Genomic DNA, 17,751 nt, shown 5'->3' with positions numbered 1-17,751 from the left:
CGGGGTGTCCCTGACTGACGACTTCGAGCAGGCCCAGACCGACGCCAAGGCCCTGCCGTCCCGCCCGTCCAACGACGTGCTCCTGCGCCTCTACGCGCTGTACAAGCAGGGCACCCAGGGCGATGCCACCGGCAGCCGCCCGGGGATCTTCGACCAGGTCGGCCGGGCGAAGTACGACGCCTGGAAGGCCGTGGCCGGCACGTCCCAGGAGGACGCCCAGCGCGACTACGTCGCCCTGGTGAACAGCCTGCGGTCGTAGGAGCGGACCGCAGGCTGCCCACGGGTCAGGAGGTCAGCTGTAGACCTCGAACTCGAACAGGGAGTAGCCCCACGCGGTGGCCCGGGTGGTGCCGTTGATCCGGACGTAGCGGCCGGTGGCCGCCAGGCCCGTGTGCTCGTCCACGCCGCCGTCGGCGCCGGTCACCGTCTTCACGGTGGTCCAGTTGGTGCCGTCGGCCGATACCTGGATCTGGTACGCCGAGCCGTAGGCGGCCTCCCAGGTGAGCTTCACCCGGTTGATCGAGTACGACTGGCCCAGGTCCACCCGGATCCACTGCGGGTCGGCGAACGCGCTGGCCCACCGGGTGGTGAGCGAGCCGTCGACCGCCGCGGTCGCCGGGTAGGCGCCCGCCTCGGTCGAGGACGCCGTCGCCGGCTTGTTCAGGGCCAGGTTGGTCGACGTGGGCGGCGGCGGGGTGCTCCCGCCGTACACCTCGAACTCCCACAGCGAGTAGCCCCACGCCGTCGCCCGGGTGGTGCCGTTGATCCGCACGTAGCGGCCGGTGGCGCCCAGGCCCGTGTGCTCGTCCACGCCGCCGTCGGCCCCGGTCACGGTCTTGACCGTGGTCCAGGTGGTGCCGTTCGCCGACGTCTGGATCTGGTACGCCGAGCCGTACGCGCCCTCCCAGGTGAGCTTCACCCGGTCGATCGCGTAGGACTGGCCCAGGTCGACCTGGATCCACTGCGGGTCGGCGAACGCGCTGGCCCACCGGGTGGTGAGCGAGCCGTCGACCGCCGCGGTCGCCGGGTAGGCGCCCGCCTCGGTCGAGGACGCCGTCGCCGGCTTGTTCAGGGCCAGGTTGGTCGACGTGGGCGGCGGCGGGGTGGTGCCCGAGGTGAACGTGAAGTCGTCGATGTCGAACAGCGATCCGCCGGTACCGCCGGTGAACACCAGGTACAACTGGTGCGTGCCGGCCGGCGGGTTCACCGTGCCGTTGACATCGACCCACGTCTCCCAGCCGCCGGTCGGGGCGACCTGCACCGTCGACACGGCCGGGCCGGTCGGCGAGTCGACCCGCACGGTCAGTGTGCCGCCGAGGCCGGCCGAGGCGACCCGCGCCTTGAAACCGGTGACGCCGGCCAGGTTGTACGGCGTGAAGGAGATCCAGTCGCCGTTCTCGACGTACCCGACGGCGTTGCCGCCGTGCGCGCTGGCCTTGGCGGCGAGCTGGACGCCGTTCATGGTGCCGTAGTGCTCGGCCTGCCGGGTCCGCGGCTGCAGCACGTGCTGGTCCTGGACCGCGGTCCCGCTGACCGGGGTGTACACCGCGGCGAGAACCCCGAAGATGTTCGCGTTGGCGTCGTGCTCACCATCCACAGTGGTCTGGATCGACCCGCTGCAGCCGTTCTTGCTGGTGATCGGGTGACCGTGACTGTCGTGGCCCAGGACGTAGTTGACCACGACCCGGTTGCAGTCGATGGTGCCGGCGTTCGGGTCGGTGACCTGCACCTGGAACGGCACCAGGTCGCCGAACTGGAACACCGATCCGTCGGCCGGGGTGACCAGCGTGATCGACGGCCGACCGACCCCGATGACCGTACTGGCCGTCGAGATCCTCCCGCCGTTGTCCCGAACCGTCAGCGTCGCGATGTACTCGCCGTTCGCCGGGTAGGTGAACGTCGGGTTGGCCGCCGTGGAGTCGGTGGTGCCGTCGGTGGTGAAATCCCAGGCGTACGTGATCGGGTCGCCGTCCGGGTCGTTGCTGCCGGCCGAGCTGAACTGCACGGTCAGCGGCGCCGCGCCGGTCGACGGGGTGGCGCCGATCTGGGCGATCGGTGCCCGGTTGGCGCCGCTGTTGTACTCGATGCGGTACAGGGCCGAGTTGGCGTCGCCGCCGAACCAGGTGGTGCCGTAGTCGAGCACGTACAGGGCGCCGTCCGGCCCGAACTCCATGTCCATGATCGCGGTTCCGGACCACGGGATCGGCTCGATCGCGCCGGCCGTGCCGTTACCGTTCAGGGTGACCGTCTTGATCCAACGGCTGGTGAACTCGCCGAGGAAGACCTTCCCGTTGTAGGAGGCCGGGAACTTCACATCGGAGACCAGCGCCGCGTTGAAGTTGTAGACCGGGCCACCCATCGGCCCACCGCCGCCGAGCTCCGGCCGCGAGGGGCCGGCACCGCCGTAGGGCAGCCACGCGGCCTGCGAGGCCGGCAGGGCGGTGATGCCGGTGTTGTTGGGCGAGTTGTTCGTCGGGCCGCCGGCGCAGTTGTACAGGCCGTTCGACGGTCCGCTCGGGAAGGTGTAGTCGTTGTAGGGCGTGTTGTAGTTCGAGCAGTACGGCCAGCCGTAGAAGCCCGGCTGGGCGATCCGCTCGAAGGAGACCGTGCCGGCCGGCCCGCGGTTCGGGTCGGCGGTGCCGGCGTCGGGGCCGTAGTCGCCGAGGTAGACGACGCCGGTGGCCTTGTCGACGCTCATCCGGAACGGGTTGCGGAAGCCCATCGCGTAGATCTCGGGACGGGTCCTCGCGGTGCCCGGCGCGAACATGTTGCCGGCCGGGACCGTGTAGCCGCCGGTCGCGCCCGGCTTGATCCGCAGGACCTTGCCCCGCAGGTCGTTGCTGTTGCCCGAGGTGCGCTGCGCGTCGTAGGCCGGGTTGCGGTCGGCCCGCTCGTCCAGCGGCGCGTAGCCGCCCGACTCGAACGGGTTGGTGTCGTCGCCCGTCGACAGGTACAGGTTGCCCTGCGCGTCGAAGTCGATGTCACCGCCGACGTGGCAGCACGTTCCCCGGCTGGTCGGCACGTCGAGGACGGTGACGCCCGAGTTCGGGTCGATCGTGTAGTCGTCGCGCACCGTGAAGCGCGCCAGCCGGTTCGAGCCGTTGAACGGCGCGAACTGGGCCGCCGTGCCGTTGGCCGGCGCGTCGCCGCCCGGCGTCGACAGCGGCGGGGCGTAGTAGACGTACACCCACTTGTTGGTCGCGAAGTTCGGGTCCGCCTTGATGCTCTGCAGGCCCTCCTCGTCGTGGCTGTACACGGCGAGGGTCATGGCGACCTTCGTGTTGCCGTTGACGTCGGTGTACCGGATGACGCCGTCGCGCGACGTGTGCAGCACGCCCCGGTTCGGCAGCACCGTCAGGCCCATCGGCTCGCCCACCTCGGCGACGCCCTTGGCCAGGTTCACCTGCGAGAACGTGCCCCCGGCCGGCGGGTTGGTGCCGACCGTGCAGGAGCCGGTGCCCTGCGCGGCGTAGCGGATGCCGCCGAGCAGGTGGGTGCGGAAGTTGGCCTCGCTGAAGCTCTCGATGGTGTGGCCGAGGCCGGTGTACCACGAGCGGCCGCCGTCGTAGGCGCGGCACCACGAGATCGGGTGGTCGGTGCCCATCGAGCCACCCGTGTAGCTCGTCTCGTCGAGGTTGGCGAGCACGTGCACGTTCGGGCGCGGGTTGGTGCGGTAGTTGTACAGCTCGTCGGTGCGGTTCCAGGTCGCCGGCAGGCCGGCCGTGGACGGGTGGACGGTGTCCTCGACCCGGACCCGGACCGGCTGGATCGCCGGGTGGCTGGCGAAGTACGCGCCGACCAGGTTGCCGTACCAGGCCCAGTCGTACTCGGTGTCGGCCGCGGCGTGCAGGCCGACGTAGCCGCCGCCGCCCCGGACGTAGTTCTCGAACGCGGTCTGCTGGGCGGCGTCGAGGACGTCGCCGGTGGTGGACAGCCAGATGACCGCCCTGAACCGGGCCAGGTTCGTGGCGGTGAACTGGCCGGCGTCCTCGGTGGCCTCGACGGTGAAGTTGTTCTGCGTGCCGAGCTGCTGGATCGCGGCGATGCCCGCCGGGATCGAGTCGTGCCGGAACCCCGCGGTCTTGCTGAAGACAAGCACCGAGAAGTCGGCCGCGTAGGCCGGGACGGCGTTGATCCCCGTGGCGGCGAGCACGACGGCGACGCAGAGCAGGACTCTGCGAAACATGACGCTCCTGTCAGGATGTCGATGTGCGACGTGCGCCGATCACGTCTGCGGGACCGGTCGCGCGGCCCGTCGCGTCGCCTCGCCGAAGGCGGCCAGGGCCACGGAGTGCCGACCGGATGGTGGGGTGTGGCTGCCGATCGCCGTGTGCGGCGGCGATCGCCGGGGTTGTCCTCCCTTCCACCGCGGCGGTCGAGCCGATCTTGGAGAGAGCGCTCTCTCGGCGCGGTGCGGACAGTTAAGCAGACTCGCCGACACCCCACAACGGTTTCATCTTCATAAATTGCTGCGGCCTGGGCCAGAGCCTAGGCGAAGCGCCGGGCCGTCTCCCGCAACCGGGCCGCGGCCTCGGCCCCCTGCGCGGGCGTGACGGCCGACCCGGCCATCCGCGACAGCTCCTCGACCTGGTCGGCGAGGCGCAGGTGCTGCCGGTGCGCATGCTCCCGGCAGGCCAGGCACGTGACGCTCTCCGGCCGGCTGGAGGTCATCGCGGTCCGCACCCGCCGCCCGCACCCGGTCTCCACCTCGGCCGGCAGCTCCCCGACCAGCCCGAACGTGGACGCGAGCAGGTTGCGCACGGTCGGCCCGGAGCGCGGGATGCCCGCTTCGACGTGGATGTGCGGATCGTCCACCTATGCCGCCGGCATGGCCGTCTCCTCGGCCTGCTCGACCAGCTGCAAGGAGTCCTCGCGGCCGAGCTGGCGGTCGCAGAGATACCCCAGCATCGACCAGGTCGTGTCGGTCACCACCTGGGGCGGGAACCCGTCCAGGAGGCCCTCCTCGCCCAGCTGGGTGCGGATCAGGGCCTCCGCGGCGGCCGGGTCGAGGTCCACGTCCTGGGCCGTCGACGCCACGAACGCGGCGACGTCCTCGGGCGGGGTGTCCTCGTCGAAGAGGCTGCGCACGGCCAGGCGGATCGCGGCGTCCAGCACCGGCGTGTCGTGCGGCTCCGGGGGCTGCCCGGCGGCCCGCTCGGCCCCCTCCGCGTCACCGTTCAGCAGCGCGACGACCACCGCGCCGACCCGTGACCGCGGCGTCCACTCGTCCCCGTTGTCAGTCCCCATGGCATCGAGCGTAACCACGCCCGGCGCCGACGACCCGTCTGCTGCGTGGCGGCTCACGGTGCGGACGCTCCCGGTGACGCACCGGCGCAGCCGTCGGTGATGGCGAGGGCGTGGTCGGGGCGCAGGAACGCGTCCGGGTCCTCGCTCGCCGCGGGCGCCGCGCCGCCCGTGCCGCGGTCCGGGGCCAGCAGGCCCTTCGCGGCGGCGGCGCAGTTGATCCAGGCCAGGTACGAGCTGGTGTTCCCGATCCACACGCCCTCGTCGCCCTTGCGGAGCCGGGGGTGGGTCGGGAAGTCCCAGCGGATCTCGTCGTGCACGGCGGCGATCGGCTGGGCACCGCCGGTGAAGGCGTAGACCCAGACGAAGTTGGTCGTCACCTGGAGCGTCGGGACGTCGTCGATGGTCGCCGCGGCGAACGTCACCCGGCCGCTGACCCGGGGCGGCTCGGCCGGGTCGAGCGTGACGGACGGGTCGACCCAGGTCGCGACGCCGCTGTGCCGACCCTTGGTGAACCAGCCCTGGATGTCGTCGCGGATGTTCGGCGCGAGCAGCGCCAGGAACGCCGACGGGTCGTGCCCGACGAGCATCGTGCGGTCCAGCCGCCCGGCCACGAGCGCCGCCCGGACCTGCGCGAGCGCCGCCTGCACCTGCGCCACGGTGAACCCGGCCACGGCGGTCGCCGGTGGCATCGTGATGCCGGCCTCACCCTTCGGATAGGCGGCCGCGGGGGTACCGTCGAACGGCCCGCTGACGACCACCGCACTCGCCGACGTCGTGGCGGTGACGCCCTCGGGCACGGACTGCGTCGGGTAGGCGGCCGCCGGCTCCCCGGCGTCGTCCGGACTGCGCACGGCGCCGATCGCGGCCGCCAGCACTACCGCCGCCACCGCCGCCGAGACGACGAACGCGGTATTGCGCACGGCGGGGTGCCGCAGGGACCGCCACCGGTGCGCCCGCCGTTGTCGCCGCTCTGCCTCTTTCGCCCAGTCCTGGAGATCGTCGAAGGGGTCGTGCGGCTGGTTCATGGTGCTCCGTCGGCCGGCGGGGTGCGGGGACGGCCAGTATGCCCGACCGGACGATCTTGCGCTGCCCCGTTCCGCGCCTGTTCCGCGCCTGCTCCTGCTCCGCCTCAGTGGAGCAGGGCGTGGGCGCGGAGCAGCTCGGCCACCGACCAGGCCTGGAACGGGCAGCCCGTCGCGGTGTGCGGGGCGTCGCCGTCCGCGGTCTCCGAGACCGAGCCCAGGCCCCACTCCGACAGGTGCAGGTCGAGGCCGTCCAGCAGGCCCGTCGTGTCGGCGCCCACCCGCAGCGCCGCGTCTGTGAACGGGCCGATCAGCCAGGGCCAGACCGTGCCCTGGTGGTAGGCGTGGTCCCGCTCGTGCGGGCCGCCGCGGTGGTGCGCCACGTACGACGGGGACGACGGGGAGAGGGAGCGCAGGCCGAGCGACGTCAGCAGCTCCGCCCGGCACAGCTCGACCACGGCCGGGTCGTCGACCGGGGCGTGCGGAAGACCCACCGCCAGCAGCTGGTTGGGCCGGACCGAGGCGTCGTCGCCCCACGGGCCGTCGACCACGTCGTAGAGGCCGGCACCGTCCGGGCGGGGGAAGCGGCGGCGGAACGACGCGGTGGCGCGGGCCGCGGCGGTGGACCAGTCGTGCGGGCGGCGCAGGCGGTCGAAGAGCGACGCCGTCACCGACAGGCCCGCGATCCACAGCGCGTTGATCTCGACCGGCTTGCCCTGGCGGTCGGTCACCGGCTGGCCGTCGACGCGGGCGTCCATCCAGGTCAGGGCGAAGCCCGGCTTGCCCTGGGTGAGCAGGCCGTCGGCCGGGTCGGCGGCGATGCCGTACCGGGTGCCGCGCTGGTGGCACCGCAGGACCTCGTCCATGGCGTCCGCCAGCAGCGCGACCGTGTCGAGATCGCCGGTGACCGCGTGGTACCGCCCGATCGCATGCAGGAACCACAGCGCCGCGTCGGCGGTGTTGTACTCCAGGGTCCCCGTGTCGGCGGTGTTCGCGAGCATCCCCTCCGAGAGCGTCGCGCCCGCCCGCAGCAGCACGTCGCGAGCTTCGGCCGGCCGGTTGGTGGTGAGGAACAGGCCCTCGAACGACGTCATGAGGTCCCGCGACCACTCGCCGAACCACGGGTACCCGGCCACCGCCGACGGGCCGGTCGGGGTGGTGACGACGAACTGGTCGGCGGCGACCGCCAGCGGTGCGGGGACCCCCGAGCCGGCCTGGCGGGCGAGCTTCCGGGCCCGCTTGCGGGCGGCGGTGACCAGCGACGCGGCGCTCGGCAGCGGGCCGCCGCCGGCGACCGCCGTCACCTCCATCGCCGCGCCGGGCTCCAGCGTGGCGGTGAATCGGCCGGCCGCCCACAGGTCCTCGACCGGGTTCAGGCCGCGGGCGGCCTCCTCGCGGGCGTACACCCCGTGGAACCACTCGCCGCCGGGCTGCCAGCCGGGGCCGCCCACCCGGTAGGCGCCCTCGAACTCGAAGCCGCCCGCGACCGGGGTCACCTGCGGATCGCCGAACGCCAGGCGCTCGCCGTGCAGGTCCCGCCAGGTGCACAGCGGGATGAGCTCCACGGTGACCGGGCGCGGCGCCCGCAGTACCCGGAACACCACACCGACCGCCGCACGGCCGTGGGCCATCGCGATCTCCCGCTCGACGACCACGTCGCCGAGGTCCCATCGCCACACCGGCACGCCGTTGTCGAGGGCGAACGAGGCCAGGTGCACATGCCCGGCCGGATCCACGGCACCGCCGGCCCACTCGTCGGTGGCGAGGCGCCAGCGCCGGTCGCCGACCGTCACCACCGGATCGAGCGCGGCCAGGCCGAGCCGCCGCGCGCTGCCGCCCGTTCCGTTGCCCGTTCCGTTGCCCGCTTCGTCGCCCGTTCCGGCGCCCGTTCCGGCGCCCGTTTCGGCAACCACCAGGAGGCCGTGGTACCGCCGGGTGCGCAGGCCGGCGACGGTGCCCATCGCGTACCCGCCGAGGCCGTCGGTCACCAGCCACTCGCGCGCGGCGGCGGCGCCGAGGTCGCCGCAGACCTGCCGGCCGAACGTGATCATCGCTCCACCTCCGTGCGGCGCCCGACGGGCCGGGCCACGAGCTCGGCCAGCAGCCCGGTCCAGCCGGTCTGGTGCGTGGCGCCCAGCCCGGCGCCGTCGTCGGCGTGGAAGTACTCGTAGAACAGCAGGTTGTCCCGCCAGTGCGGGTCGTCCTGGAGCGTCCGCACCCAGCCCGAGGCCGGACGGCGGCCGTCGGGGCCTCTGCGGTACAGCGAGAGCATCCGCTGCCGGAGATCCTCGGCGATCTCGCCGGCGGTGCGCTGCTGCCCGGATCCGGTCGGGTACTCGATCTTCACCGAGTCACCCAGGTTGGTGTGGTAGTCCTCCAGCGTGCGCAGGACGAGGTAGTTCAGCGGCACCCACAGCGGCCCGCGCCAGTTGGAGTTCCCGCCGAACATGCCGGTGACCGACTCGGCCGGCTCGTAGCCCACGCTCGCGGTCCAGCCGGGCAGCTCCACGGTGAACGGGTGGTCGGCGTGCCACCGGGAGAGCGCGCGCAGCCCGTACGGCGAGAGGAAGTGCTCCTCGTCGAACAGGTGCTTGAGGATGCGCCGCACCCGCCCGTGGGCCGCGACGCCGACCGCGACGAACCGCGTGTCGGGGGTCCCCACGACGTGGTGCTCCGGGATGTCGGCGAAGCTCTTGGCGAACCGGCGGACCCGCTCGAACTCGTCCTCGTGCAGCGCCTTCGTGGCGAACAACGGGATGATGCCGACCATCGAGCGCACCCGCAGCGGCACCGCGGTGTTGTCCGGCCCGCGCAGCACGTCGTAGTAGAAGCCGTCCTGCTCGTCCCAGAGGTCGCGTTCGCGCATCGACTCGGAGATGAGCGCGAAGTGCTCCAGGAACTTGACCGCGAGGTCGTGCAGCGCCGGGTCCTGCTTGGCCAGCTCGCGCGCCATCTCCAGCAGGTTGAGGCAGTAGAACGCCATCCAGGCGGTCGCGTCGGACTGCTCCAGCCGGTAGCCGTGCGGCAGGTGCGAGCGGTCGATCGGGCCGATGTTGTCCAGCCCGAGGAAGCCGCCCTCGAACACGTTGTTGCCGTCGTGGTCCTCGCGGTTGACCCACCAGGTGAAGTTCAGCACGAGCTTGGAGAACACCCGCATGAGGAACGCGGTGTCGCGCCGGCCGTCGATGTCGTACACCTGCATCGCGGCCCAGGCCTGCACCGGCGGGTTGAGGTCGTCGAACGCCCACTCGTACGCCGGGATCGCCCCGTTCGGGTGCTGGAACCACTCGCGGCAGAGCAGGATCATCTGGTACTTCGCGAACGCCGGGTCCAGGTGGGCGAGCGCGACGGCGTGGAAGGCGGAGTCCCAGGCGGCGAACCAGGGGTACTCCCACGGGTCGGGCATCGACATGATGTCCGCCGCGTCCAAGTGCCGCCAGCTCGCGTTGCGCCCGGTGCGCCGCCCGGGCGGCGGGGGCGGCTGTGCCGGGTCACCGTTCAGCCAGCGCGCGACGTCGTAGTGGTAGAACTGCTTGCCCCAGATCATGCCGGCGAAGCCCTGCCGCATGGTCCGGGCGTCCTCGTCGCTCGTCCCTTCCGGGGTCAGCTCCGCGTAGAACGCGTCGGCCTCGGCCCGGCGCTGCTCCAGCACCGCGTCGAACCCCGGGCCGAACGCCTTCGGGTCGGCCTGCGGGGCCAGCCGGAGCGACAGGTGTGCGGTCTCGCCCGGTGCGACCGTCACGCGGTACCAGAACGCGGCCTTCGTGCCCTCCCGCGCGGGGTTGACCGTGGGCGCGCCGTGCACGACGTGGTCGTTGATCCCGTCCTTCGGGAACTGCGTGACCGCCGGCGCGCCGAAGAGCCGCAGGGCATTGGTCTCGTTCTCGCAGTACAGCTGGCTCGGCATCGTCCCGTCGGGCCCGGGGGCGGCCTGGAGGACCAGCGGCCCCTCGATCCCGATCGCGTCCTCACCGGCCGTCGCCAGGCGGGGCTTGGTCACGTTGTCGTCCCAGGACCACGTGTTGCGGTACCACACCGTGGGCAGCACGTGCAGCGTGGCCGGCTCGGGGCCGGTGTTGGTGAGCCGCACCCGGATCCGGACGTCGTCCGGCTCGGCCTTGGCGTAGTCGGTCTCGACCACCCAGTACCGGCCGTCGTCGAAGACGCCGGTGTCGAGCAGCTCGTACTCCGGCTCGGCCCGGGACCGGCGGCGGTTCTCGCTGACCAGCTGCTCGTAGGGGAACGCCCGCTGGGGGTAGTGGTACCGCCAGCGCATCCAGGCGTGGCTGGGCACGGCGTCGAGGTACCACCAGTACTCCTTGGCGTCCTCGCCGTGGTTGCCCTCGTTGCCCGTGAGGCCGAAGATGCGCTCCTTGAGGATCGGGTCCTGGCCGTTCCACAGCCCGAGCGCGAAGCAGACCCGCTGGCCGACGTCGCTGATGCCGCCGAGGCCGTCCTCGTTCCAGCGGTAGGCGCGGGACCGCGCGTGGTCGTGGGGGAAGGCTTCCCAGGCGGTGCCGCTGTCGCTGTAGTCTTCGCGCACGGTGCCCCATGCGCGTTCGCTGAGGTACGGCCCCCACTGGTACCAGGGGGTGGCCTCCGCCAGCCCGTCCTCGGGCCGCCCGAAGGAGGCCACCCGCTCCCGTTCCGGATTGCTCACATGGACAAGCGGATCATCAGCCGCCGCCGCCCGACGTCACCCGCCCGGCGTGACCGGCGCTCCGCTGTTCGATCCCCGCCGATGAGGTCCGCGCCGTTCATGATCGATGGCAAGTTCTGGTCGCCATGACAGCCAAAAGTCTCCATGGATCATGGAGGGCGCTGCCGCCTTCGCCGCTTTGCGGCGGATTAGCTGGCGTGGCGAGTGTCGGTCGGTCGACCGACTGACGTGGTGCTGCTGTGGCGAGTTCGATCGACCGACCGACTGACGGACTGACGTGGTGCTGGCTTGGTGGGTTCGGTCGGTCGACCGACCGACCGAACCCACGCAGCCGGGCAGTCGGGTGAGCGAGCGGCGTGGTGCGTTCGGTCGGTCGGTCGACCGAGGTGGTGTTGGGGTGGTGGTTTCGGTCGGTCGACCGACCGACCGGACCGGGCAGCCGGGTAGGCGAGTGGCGTAGTGCGTTCGTTCGGTCGACCGACCGAGCCGTGTGCTCTCTAGGTCGGTCGATCGACCGAGACCCGGGCTGGAGTCAGCGGTGGCCGGAGAGGGTGCCGGTGTCGTGGACCACCTTGCCGTCCACGAGCGTCAGGATCGCGCGGGTGTCCCGTAGCGCCGCGTCCGCGACCGTGAAGTAGTCCCGGTCCAGGACCACCAGGTCGGCGAGCTTGCCGCGCTCGATCGAGCCCAGGTCGTCCTCGCGGTTGAGGTACCAGGCGTTGCCCCGGGTGTAGGAGCGCAGCGCCTGCTGGCGGGTGATCTGCTGGCCCGGGTTGATCTGCTGGCCCAGGACGTTCAGGCCCGTCGTCGCGTAGTGCAGCGCGAACCACGGGTTGTGCGGCGCGATGTGGATGCCGTCCTCGTGCATGCCCATCGGGATGCCGCTGGCGAGGATGTCCTTGAACAGCGGGCCCACCGGCAGGCCGTCCGCGCGGGGCAGGCCGCCCAGCCAGCGGAAGCCCGACACCGACACCCCGCAGTTGAGCTTCTTGAGCCGGGCCAGCTGGTCCGGCGTCGCGTAGTCGGCGTGCTGCAGGCCCCACCGGAGGTCCTTGATGCCGAACTCGGCGTCGACAGCCTCGTACGTGGCGACGACCTGCTCGATCGCGGCGGTCGACGTGGCGCTGCCCGCCTGGGCGTTCTCGTTGCGCCAGCGGGCCTTGGCGACGAGGCGCTGCGACTCCAGCCAGACCGCGTAGCCGTTGGCGTTGGTGGGCAGGGCGAAGGGGGCCGCCCACTCGCCGATGCCGCCGGTGCGCAGCATGTCGTCGCCGAAGAACGGGAACTGGTTCTTCAGGCGTTCGCGCAGCTCCGGCAGCTGCTTGTCCAGGCCGCCCAGTTCGGCGATGTACCCCTGGTTGTGCAGGAAGTTCATCTGCAGCCGGATGAAGGCGCGGCCCTCGGCGTGCAGGGCGAGCCAGGCGTCGTACATCCGGAAGTGGTTCAGGGTCGGCAGCCCGTCGGTCGGCTGCGGGTCCAGCGCCGCCGGGTTCAGGGTGCCGTTCGCGGTCGCGACCAGGGTCTGGTCGAGGATCGTGGTGAGCCCGACGCTCGCCGTGTACGCCATCGCGTCGAGCGCGCTGCGCTGCTTGTCCGCGAACGTCTGGCGGATGCGGAGGTGGTACAGCGCGCGGTTGGCCATGTTCGGGTTGCCGCCGGCGATCGTGCCGTCCTCGGCGACCGTGACCGGCAGGTCGGTGATCGACTCGAAGAACTGCTTCCCGAGCGTGTTGACCCGGGCCGGGCCGAAGCCGCTCTGGTACAGGAACACCGGCCGGTCCGGCACGACGGCGTCGATCTCGGCCAGGGTGGGCAGCCGCTGCTCGGCGAACATGCGGGGCGTGCCGGCGCCCATCGCGGTGATCATGCCGCCGGGCGGGACGGTCCTGCGGCGGGCCTTGAGGAAGGCGAGGACCTCGGCGACGTTCTTCGCCAGCTCCCACTCGGCGACGTGGTAGCCGGGGCGGTTGGCGAGGCTGACGAAGTGGCTGTGGCTCTCGATGAGCCCGGGGACGACGGTGCGGCCGCGCAGGTCGATCTTCCGCGCCGCGCCGCCGCCGCGCTCGGCGTCGCGGCCGACGGCGGTGAACCGGCCGCCGGCGATGCGGACGGACGACACGACCGAGTCTCGGTCGTCCATGGTGTGGATCCGGCCGTTGACGAGGAGCAGGTCCTCGTCGTCGGCGCGGCCGTCGGTGTGGGCGTGGGCGGGGGAGGGGGCGGCGAGGGCGGCGGCCGCGGCGACGGTGCCGCCGCCGACGATCAGGCCGCGGCGGGAGAGGCCGTGGGTGTCTGCCATGAGTACTCCTGGGAATGTGAGCTCACGGTGCAAATTGGCGGACGATCGTCCGTCTAGCGGACCGATCGACATCACACTGTGCCTGTGACCTCGTGTTGTCAAGGACACATTTCCAGTTGCCATCCGGACCCATGTTCGCCCAGCGGACAGCGAGCCGGATGAGGGCCGAGGTGCGGCCATCTGGCGGGTGGACGGAGCGGCTGGCTTCGGACATCGGTCCGTCTAGCGGTCAGCGCTGACGAACGGGGTTCCGCGGGCGCCCGGCCAGCCGCGTGACAGGATGCTGGGAACGGGCCGGAGGCGGTTGACAGCACCCCATCGGAGACTGAGACTGACAAGGCGCGGACGATCGTCCGTCTAACGGACAGCCGACCGGAGAGGGTGCTGATGACGCACACCGAGCAGGCCGACCGGCCGCCGGGGCCGCTGAGCGGCCTGTTGGTGGCGGACTTCTCGCGGATCCTCGCCGGCCCCTACGCGACGATGCTCCTCGCCGACCTCGGCGCCGAGGTGATCAAGGTCGAGGGCCCCGGCGGCGACGACACCCGCACCTGGATGCCACCCGTCCGGGACGGCGTCTCGACGTACTACCTGGGCATCAACCGCAACAAGCGCTCCATCGCACTCGACCTGCGCGACCCCGAGGACCTGGCCGTCGCGCAGGCCCTGGCCGCCCGCGCCGACGTCCTCATCGAGAACTTCAAGCCCGGCGGCCTGGCCCGGTTCGGGCTCGACTACGCGACCGTGTCGGCCGGCAACACGGGCATCGTGTACGCGTCGATCAGCGGCTTCGGCTCGGGCGCGGGCGCCGCGCTGCCCGGCTACGACCTCATGGTGCAGGCGATCTCCGGGCTGATGAGCCTCACCGGCGACCCCGACGGCCCGCCGTACCGGGCCGGTATCTCGGTCTTCGACGTGATGGCCGGGCTGCACGCGAGCATCGGCATCCTGGCCGCGCTGCGCCACCGCGACGCCACCGGCTCCGGGCAGCACGTCGAGGTCAACCTGCTGTCGTCGGCGCTGTCCGGGTTGGTCAACCACTCCAGCGGGTACGTCGCCGGCGGTACCGTCCCGTTCCGCATGGGCAACGCGCACCCGAGCCTGTTCCCGTACGAGCCGCTGCCGACGGCCGACGGCGAGCTCATCGTCATCGCCGGCAACGACGGGCAGTTCCGCAAGCTGTGCCAGGTCCTCGACCTGGAGCACCTGGTCGGCGACCCGAGGTTCGAGCACAACCAGGACCGCACCGCCAACCGCGAGGCGCTGCGGCCGTACCTCGTCGAGCGGCTCGCGACGCGGACCAAGGACGAGTGGTTCCGCGACCTCACCGCGGCCGGCGTCGCGTGCGCGCCGATCAACACGATCGACGGCGGGGTGCGCCTCGCCGACGAGCTGGGCCTGGACCCGGTCGTGCTCGCCGGCGGCGTGCCCGGCATCCGCAACCCGATCCGCTTCTCCGGCACGGCCGCCCGCTACGAGCTGCCGCCGCCGGACCTCGACGAGCACGGTGAGGAGATCCGCCAGTGGCTGAAGAGCTGAGCTTCCCGACCGGGATCGGCACGTCCGACGCCGACCAGATCCGGCTGCTCGGCCAGGACCTGGCCGCCGACCTGATGGGGAAGGTGGGCTTCGGCGAGCTGGCGTTCTGGCTCGTCGCCGGCCGCCGTCCCACGCCCGCCGAGACGCGGGTCTTCGAGACGGTACTGGTGGCGCTGGCCGACCACGGCTTCACGCCCACGGCGATCGCCGCCCGGGTCACCTACGTCTCCGCCCCCGAGTCGCTGCAGGGCGCGCTGGCGGCCGGCCTGCTCGGCGGCGGCTCCCGCTTCCTGGGCGTGACCGAGGACGCCGGCCGGTTCCTCGCCGAGACCCTCGCCGCCGCCGGGGACCTGCCGGAGGACGACGCCGGCTGGGACGCGCTCGCGACCGACGCCGTCACCGCCGCCCGCGAGGCCCGCCGCCTCGTGCCCGGCCTCGGCCACCCGGTCCACAAGGTCCAGGACCCGCGCACCCCGGTGCTCATCCGCATCGCCGACGAGGAGGGCCTGCGCGGGCCGCACCTGCGGCTGTTCGAGGCGATCGGCCGGGTCCACCCGGCGATCCTCGGCCGAACGCTGCCGCTCAACGGCGCCGGCGTCTGCGGCGCCGCCCTCGCCGACCTGGGCCTCCCTGTCGACCTGCTGCGCGGCTTCGCGCTGCTGGCCCGGGCCGCCGGGCTGCTCGGCCACCTCGCCGAGGAGCGCCGCACCGGCCTCGGCATGGAGATCTACCGCACCGTCGACCGCAACGCCCGCTACACCCCCTAGGTTCCGGAAAGGACCGCCATGGCCGAAGTTGTCGCGGTCATCGCCTCGACCCACCACCCCTTCTACTACAAGGCGTCGACCGCCACCGGCGAGGACCGCCCGCCGTTCGCCGACGAGTGGGTCCGCAAGATCCTCAAGTTCCGCGAGACGCTGACCAGAGCGAATCCCGACGTGCTCGTCATGGTCGGCTCCGACCACTTCCATCAGTTGTGGCTGGACAACATGCCGCAGTTCCTGGTCGGCAAGGCGCCGTTCTACGACGCCAACTGGTACAACGAGGAGCGCGAGTTCGGCCTGCCGCGCATGCTGCTGCGCGGGCAGGAGGACCTGTCGGCGCACATCCTGCGCGAGGGCCTCGACGCCGGGTTCGACCTCGCGTTCAGCAACGAGCTGCGCATCGACCACAGCGTCACCTGCCCGATCATCACCCTGCGGCCCGAGGCCGACCTGCCGATCGTGCCGGTGTACACGAACATCTTCGCGCCGCCGCTGCCGCAGCCGAAGCGGTTCGTGCAGCTCGGCCGCACGATCCGGGAGCTCGTCGAGTCGTGGCCGTCGCACCTGCGGGTCGCGGTCGTCGGCACCGGGCACCTGTCGCTGGAGCTCGGCGGGCCGCGCCAGTTCGGCCCGCACGGCCCCGACCCGGAGTTCGACCGCCGTGCCGTCGAGTGGATCGCCACCGGCGACATCGAGGGCTGCCTGTCCGAGGTGACCCTGGACAGCCTGCACGCGCCGGGCAACGCGACCCACGGCTTCATGGACTTCATGCTCATGATGGGCGTCGCCGGCGACGGCCGGAAGGCCGATTACGTCGACACCTACGACCTGTTCCACACGATGGAGGCGTACTTCACCTGGTACCCGAACGGAGCGCCGGCATGAGCAAGTACCTCCTGGACAAGTTCCTGTACACGGTGGACCGCGATCCGGACCTGGTGGAGCGCTACCGGGAGGACCCGGCGGGCACGGTCGCCTGGTGGGAGACGTCGCTCGGCGCCAGCCTGCTCAACAGCCACAGCGGCGAGGCCACCACCTGGCTGCGGCTGGAGGACACCGAGCGGGACGCGCTCGTCGAGCACGACTACGTGAAGCTGTTCGAGCTCGGCGCGCACCCGTTCCTCACGCTCACGCTGTTCATCGCCATGTTCGAGCGCGACCACGAGGAGCCGCTCGCGTTCCAGAAGCAGTACGCCGTCCGGCTGGCCCACTTCGACCTGCCGTACCCGGACATCGCGACCTGACATGCGCGCCCTCACCGTTGTCCAGTGTGGACAGCCGCCCGTCGTCGTGGACCGGCCCGACCCGGTCCCCGGCGACGGCTTCGTCGCGGTCACCCTCACCGCCGCGCCCATCACCCCGCTCGACGTCCTGTGCGCCACCGGTACCTCGTACTTCGGCGCGCCCGCGCTGCCGTACGTCCCCGGCGTGCAGGGCGTCGGCACCCTCGACGACGGCACTCCCGTGTGGTTCCCGACCGACGCCGGCATGCGCCCCGGCGACGGCTCCATGGCCGAGCGCGTCGTGGTCCCGGCGGCCGACGTCGTCGCGCTGCCCGACGGCGTCGACCCGAAGCTGGTCGCCGCCCTCGGCCTGTCGGCGGTCGCCGCCTGGAAGGCGCTGACCTGGCGCGGCGAGCTGCGGGTCGGCGAGCAGGTCCTCGTCCTCGGCGGCGGCGGGATCGTCGGCCAGGCCGCGCTGCAGATCGCCCGCCTCCACGGCGCCCGCCGGGTGGTCGCGGCCTGCCGGTCCGCGGCCGCCCAGGAGCGCGCCCGCCGGCTCGGCGCCGACGCGGTCGTACCGCTGGGTGACGGCGACGACGTGGCCGGCCTCGCCGCCCGCCTCCGGGAGGCCCTGGACGGCCCGGCCGACCTGGTCCTCGACCCGCTGTTCGGCGTCCCGGCCGCGGCCGCGCTGCGCACCCTGGCCCCGCACGGCCGCCTGGTCAACCTCGGCAGCTCGGCGGGCGAGACCGCCCCGCTCGACTCGGCGACGCTGCGCAGCGGCTCGCTGCGGGTGCTCGGCTACACGAACAACGAGCTGAGCGCCACCGAGAAGGGCGCCACGATCCGGCTCATCGCCGACCACGCCCTCGCCGGCCGCCTCACCGTCGACCACCAGGAGATCCCGCTCGCGGAGGCCCCGTCGGCCTGGTCGAGCCAGGCCCGCCGCCGCGAGATCGGTATTGCACCACTCTGAACACCCCTCACACCCTGGGTG

The 17,751-nt window shown here is 72.3% G+C and carries 13 protein-coding genes; 6 read left to right on the top strand and 7 right to left on the bottom strand.

Annotated features, from left to right (window positions below):
* Nucleotides 1-4 precede the first annotated feature (4 nt).
* Entirely contained in the window at nt 5-259 is a 255-nt protein-coding gene (locus ABZS66_RS12600; protein WP_354757237.1) for an acyl-CoA-binding protein, read from the top strand.
* A 33-nt stretch (nt 260-292) separates the two neighbouring features.
* Here the strand turns inward: ABZS66_RS12600 and ABZS66_RS12595 are convergent, their stop codons facing one another.
* The 7 genes from ABZS66_RS12595 to ABZS66_RS12565 form a co-directional block, all read right to left on the bottom strand.
* Nucleotides 293-4,186 (bottom strand): ThuA domain-containing protein, encoded by a 3,894-nt coding sequence (locus tag ABZS66_RS12595; protein WP_354757236.1) that lies wholly within the window; start codon nt 4,184-4,186, stop codon nt 293-295.
* A 302-nt stretch (nt 4,187-4,488) separates the two neighbouring features.
* Nucleotides 4,489-4,815, bottom strand: coding sequence for a hypothetical protein (locus ABZS66_RS12590; RefSeq protein ID WP_354757235.1), 327 nt, complete (start codon nt 4,813-4,815; stop codon nt 4,489-4,491).
* The gene (locus ABZS66_RS12585; RefSeq protein ID WP_354757234.1) at nt 4,816-5,247 is read right to left on the bottom strand and encodes a hypothetical protein; all 432 of its coding nucleotides are present in this window, start codon (nt 5,245-5,247) and stop codon (nt 4,816-4,818) included.
* A 53-nt stretch (nt 5,248-5,300) separates the two neighbouring features.
* Nucleotides 5,301-6,272, bottom strand: coding sequence for a hypothetical protein (locus ABZS66_RS12580; protein WP_354757233.1), 972 nt, complete (start codon nt 6,270-6,272; stop codon nt 5,301-5,303).
* A 104-nt stretch (nt 6,273-6,376) separates the two neighbouring features.
* The gene (locus ABZS66_RS12575; RefSeq protein WP_354757232.1) at nt 6,377-8,320 is read right to left on the bottom strand and encodes an amylo-alpha-1,6-glucosidase; all 1,944 of its coding nucleotides are present in this window, start codon (nt 8,318-8,320) and stop codon (nt 6,377-6,379) included.
* Complete coding sequence (locus ABZS66_RS12570) at nt 8,317-10,929, bottom strand: glucosidase (RefSeq protein ID WP_354757231.1); 2,613 nt, start codon at nt 10,927-10,929, stop codon at nt 8,317-8,319. The genes ABZS66_RS12575 and ABZS66_RS12570 overlap by 4 nt, the downstream gene beginning before the upstream one ends.
* 532 nt (nt 10,930-11,461) lie before the next feature.
* On the bottom strand, nt 11,462-13,228 hold the full coding sequence (locus ABZS66_RS12565; RefSeq protein WP_354757230.1) for an amidohydrolase family protein: 1,767 nt from the start codon (nt 13,226-13,228) through the stop codon (nt 11,462-11,464).
* Between the two features lie 387 nt (nt 13,229-13,615).
* Here ABZS66_RS12565 and ABZS66_RS12560 point away from each other — a divergent pair, with 387 nt between their 5' ends.
* The 5 genes from ABZS66_RS12560 to ABZS66_RS12540 are packed head-to-tail and all read left to right on the top strand — an operon-like array spanning nt 13,616 to nt 17,730.
* Nucleotides 13,616-14,767, top strand: a complete 1,152-nt coding sequence (locus ABZS66_RS12560; protein WP_354757229.1) for a CoA transferase — start codon at nt 13,616-13,618, stop codon at nt 14,765-14,767.
* Nucleotides 14,752-15,534 carry a citryl-CoA lyase gene (locus tag ABZS66_RS12555; RefSeq protein WP_354757228.1) on the top strand — a complete coding sequence of 261 codons (783 nt, stop codon included), beginning with the start codon at nt 14,752-14,754 and terminating at the stop codon, nt 15,532-15,534. Before ABZS66_RS12560 ends, ABZS66_RS12555 begins: the two co-directional genes overlap by 16 nt.
* Nucleotides 15,535-15,552: 18 nt before the next feature.
* Nucleotides 15,553-16,416 carry an extradiol ring-cleavage dioxygenase gene (locus tag ABZS66_RS12550; protein ID WP_354757227.1) on the top strand — a complete coding sequence of 288 codons (864 nt, stop codon included), beginning with the start codon at nt 15,553-15,555 and terminating at the stop codon, nt 16,414-16,416.
* Nucleotides 16,413-16,775, top strand: coding sequence for a hypothetical protein (locus tag ABZS66_RS12545; RefSeq protein ID WP_354757226.1), 363 nt, complete (start codon nt 16,413-16,415; stop codon nt 16,773-16,775). Before ABZS66_RS12550 ends, ABZS66_RS12545 begins: the two co-directional genes overlap by 4 nt.
* 1 nt (nt 16,776) lies before the next feature.
* Nucleotides 16,777-17,730: a zinc-binding alcohol dehydrogenase family protein gene (locus tag ABZS66_RS12540; protein WP_354757225.1), complete on the top strand. Its 954-nt coding sequence runs from the start codon at nt 16,777-16,779 to the stop codon at nt 17,728-17,730.
* Nucleotides 17,731-17,751 lie beyond the last annotated feature (21 nt).

The organism is Dactylosporangium sp. NPDC005572 (assembly GCF_040605515.1).
Taxonomy (GTDB): domain Bacteria; phylum Actinomycetota; class Actinomycetes; order Mycobacteriales; family Micromonosporaceae; genus Dactylosporangium.
Note: the sequence above shows the minus strand (reverse complement) of the source record. Positions and strands in the feature narration are given on the sequence as shown.

What these genes read in the sequence shown, in the direction of transcription:
- ABZS66_RS12540 (WP_354757225.1), top strand. Translation starts at nt 16,777, where the DNA reads ATGCGCGCCCTCACCGTTGTCCAGTGTGGACAGCCGCCCGTCGTCGTG.
- ABZS66_RS12545 (WP_354757226.1), top strand. Translation starts at nt 16,413, where the DNA reads ATGAGCAAGTACCTCCTGGACAAGTTCCTGTACACGGTGGACCGCGAT.
- ABZS66_RS12565 (WP_354757230.1), bottom strand. Translation starts at nt 13,228, where the DNA reads ATGGCAGACACCCACGGCCTCTCCCGCCGCGGCCTGATCGTCGGCGGC.
- ABZS66_RS12575 (WP_354757232.1), bottom strand. Translation starts at nt 8,320, where the DNA reads ATGATCACGTTCGGCCGGCAGGTCTGCGGCGACCTCGGCGCCGCCGCC.
- ABZS66_RS12585 (WP_354757234.1), bottom strand. Translation starts at nt 5,247, where the DNA reads ATGGGGACTGACAACGGGGACGAGTGGACGCCGCGGTCACGGGTCGGC.
- ABZS66_RS12550 (WP_354757227.1), top strand. Translation starts at nt 15,553, where the DNA reads ATGGCCGAAGTTGTCGCGGTCATCGCCTCGACCCACCACCCCTTCTAC.
- ABZS66_RS12580 (WP_354757233.1), bottom strand. Translation starts at nt 6,272, where the DNA reads ATGAACCAGCCGCACGACCCCTTCGACGATCTCCAGGACTGGGCGAAA.
- ABZS66_RS12560 (WP_354757229.1), top strand. Translation starts at nt 13,616, where the DNA reads ATGACGCACACCGAGCAGGCCGACCGGCCGCCGGGGCCGCTGAGCGGC.
- ABZS66_RS12595 (WP_354757236.1), bottom strand. Translation starts at nt 4,186, where the DNA reads ATGTTTCGCAGAGTCCTGCTCTGCGTCGCCGTCGTGCTCGCCGCCACG.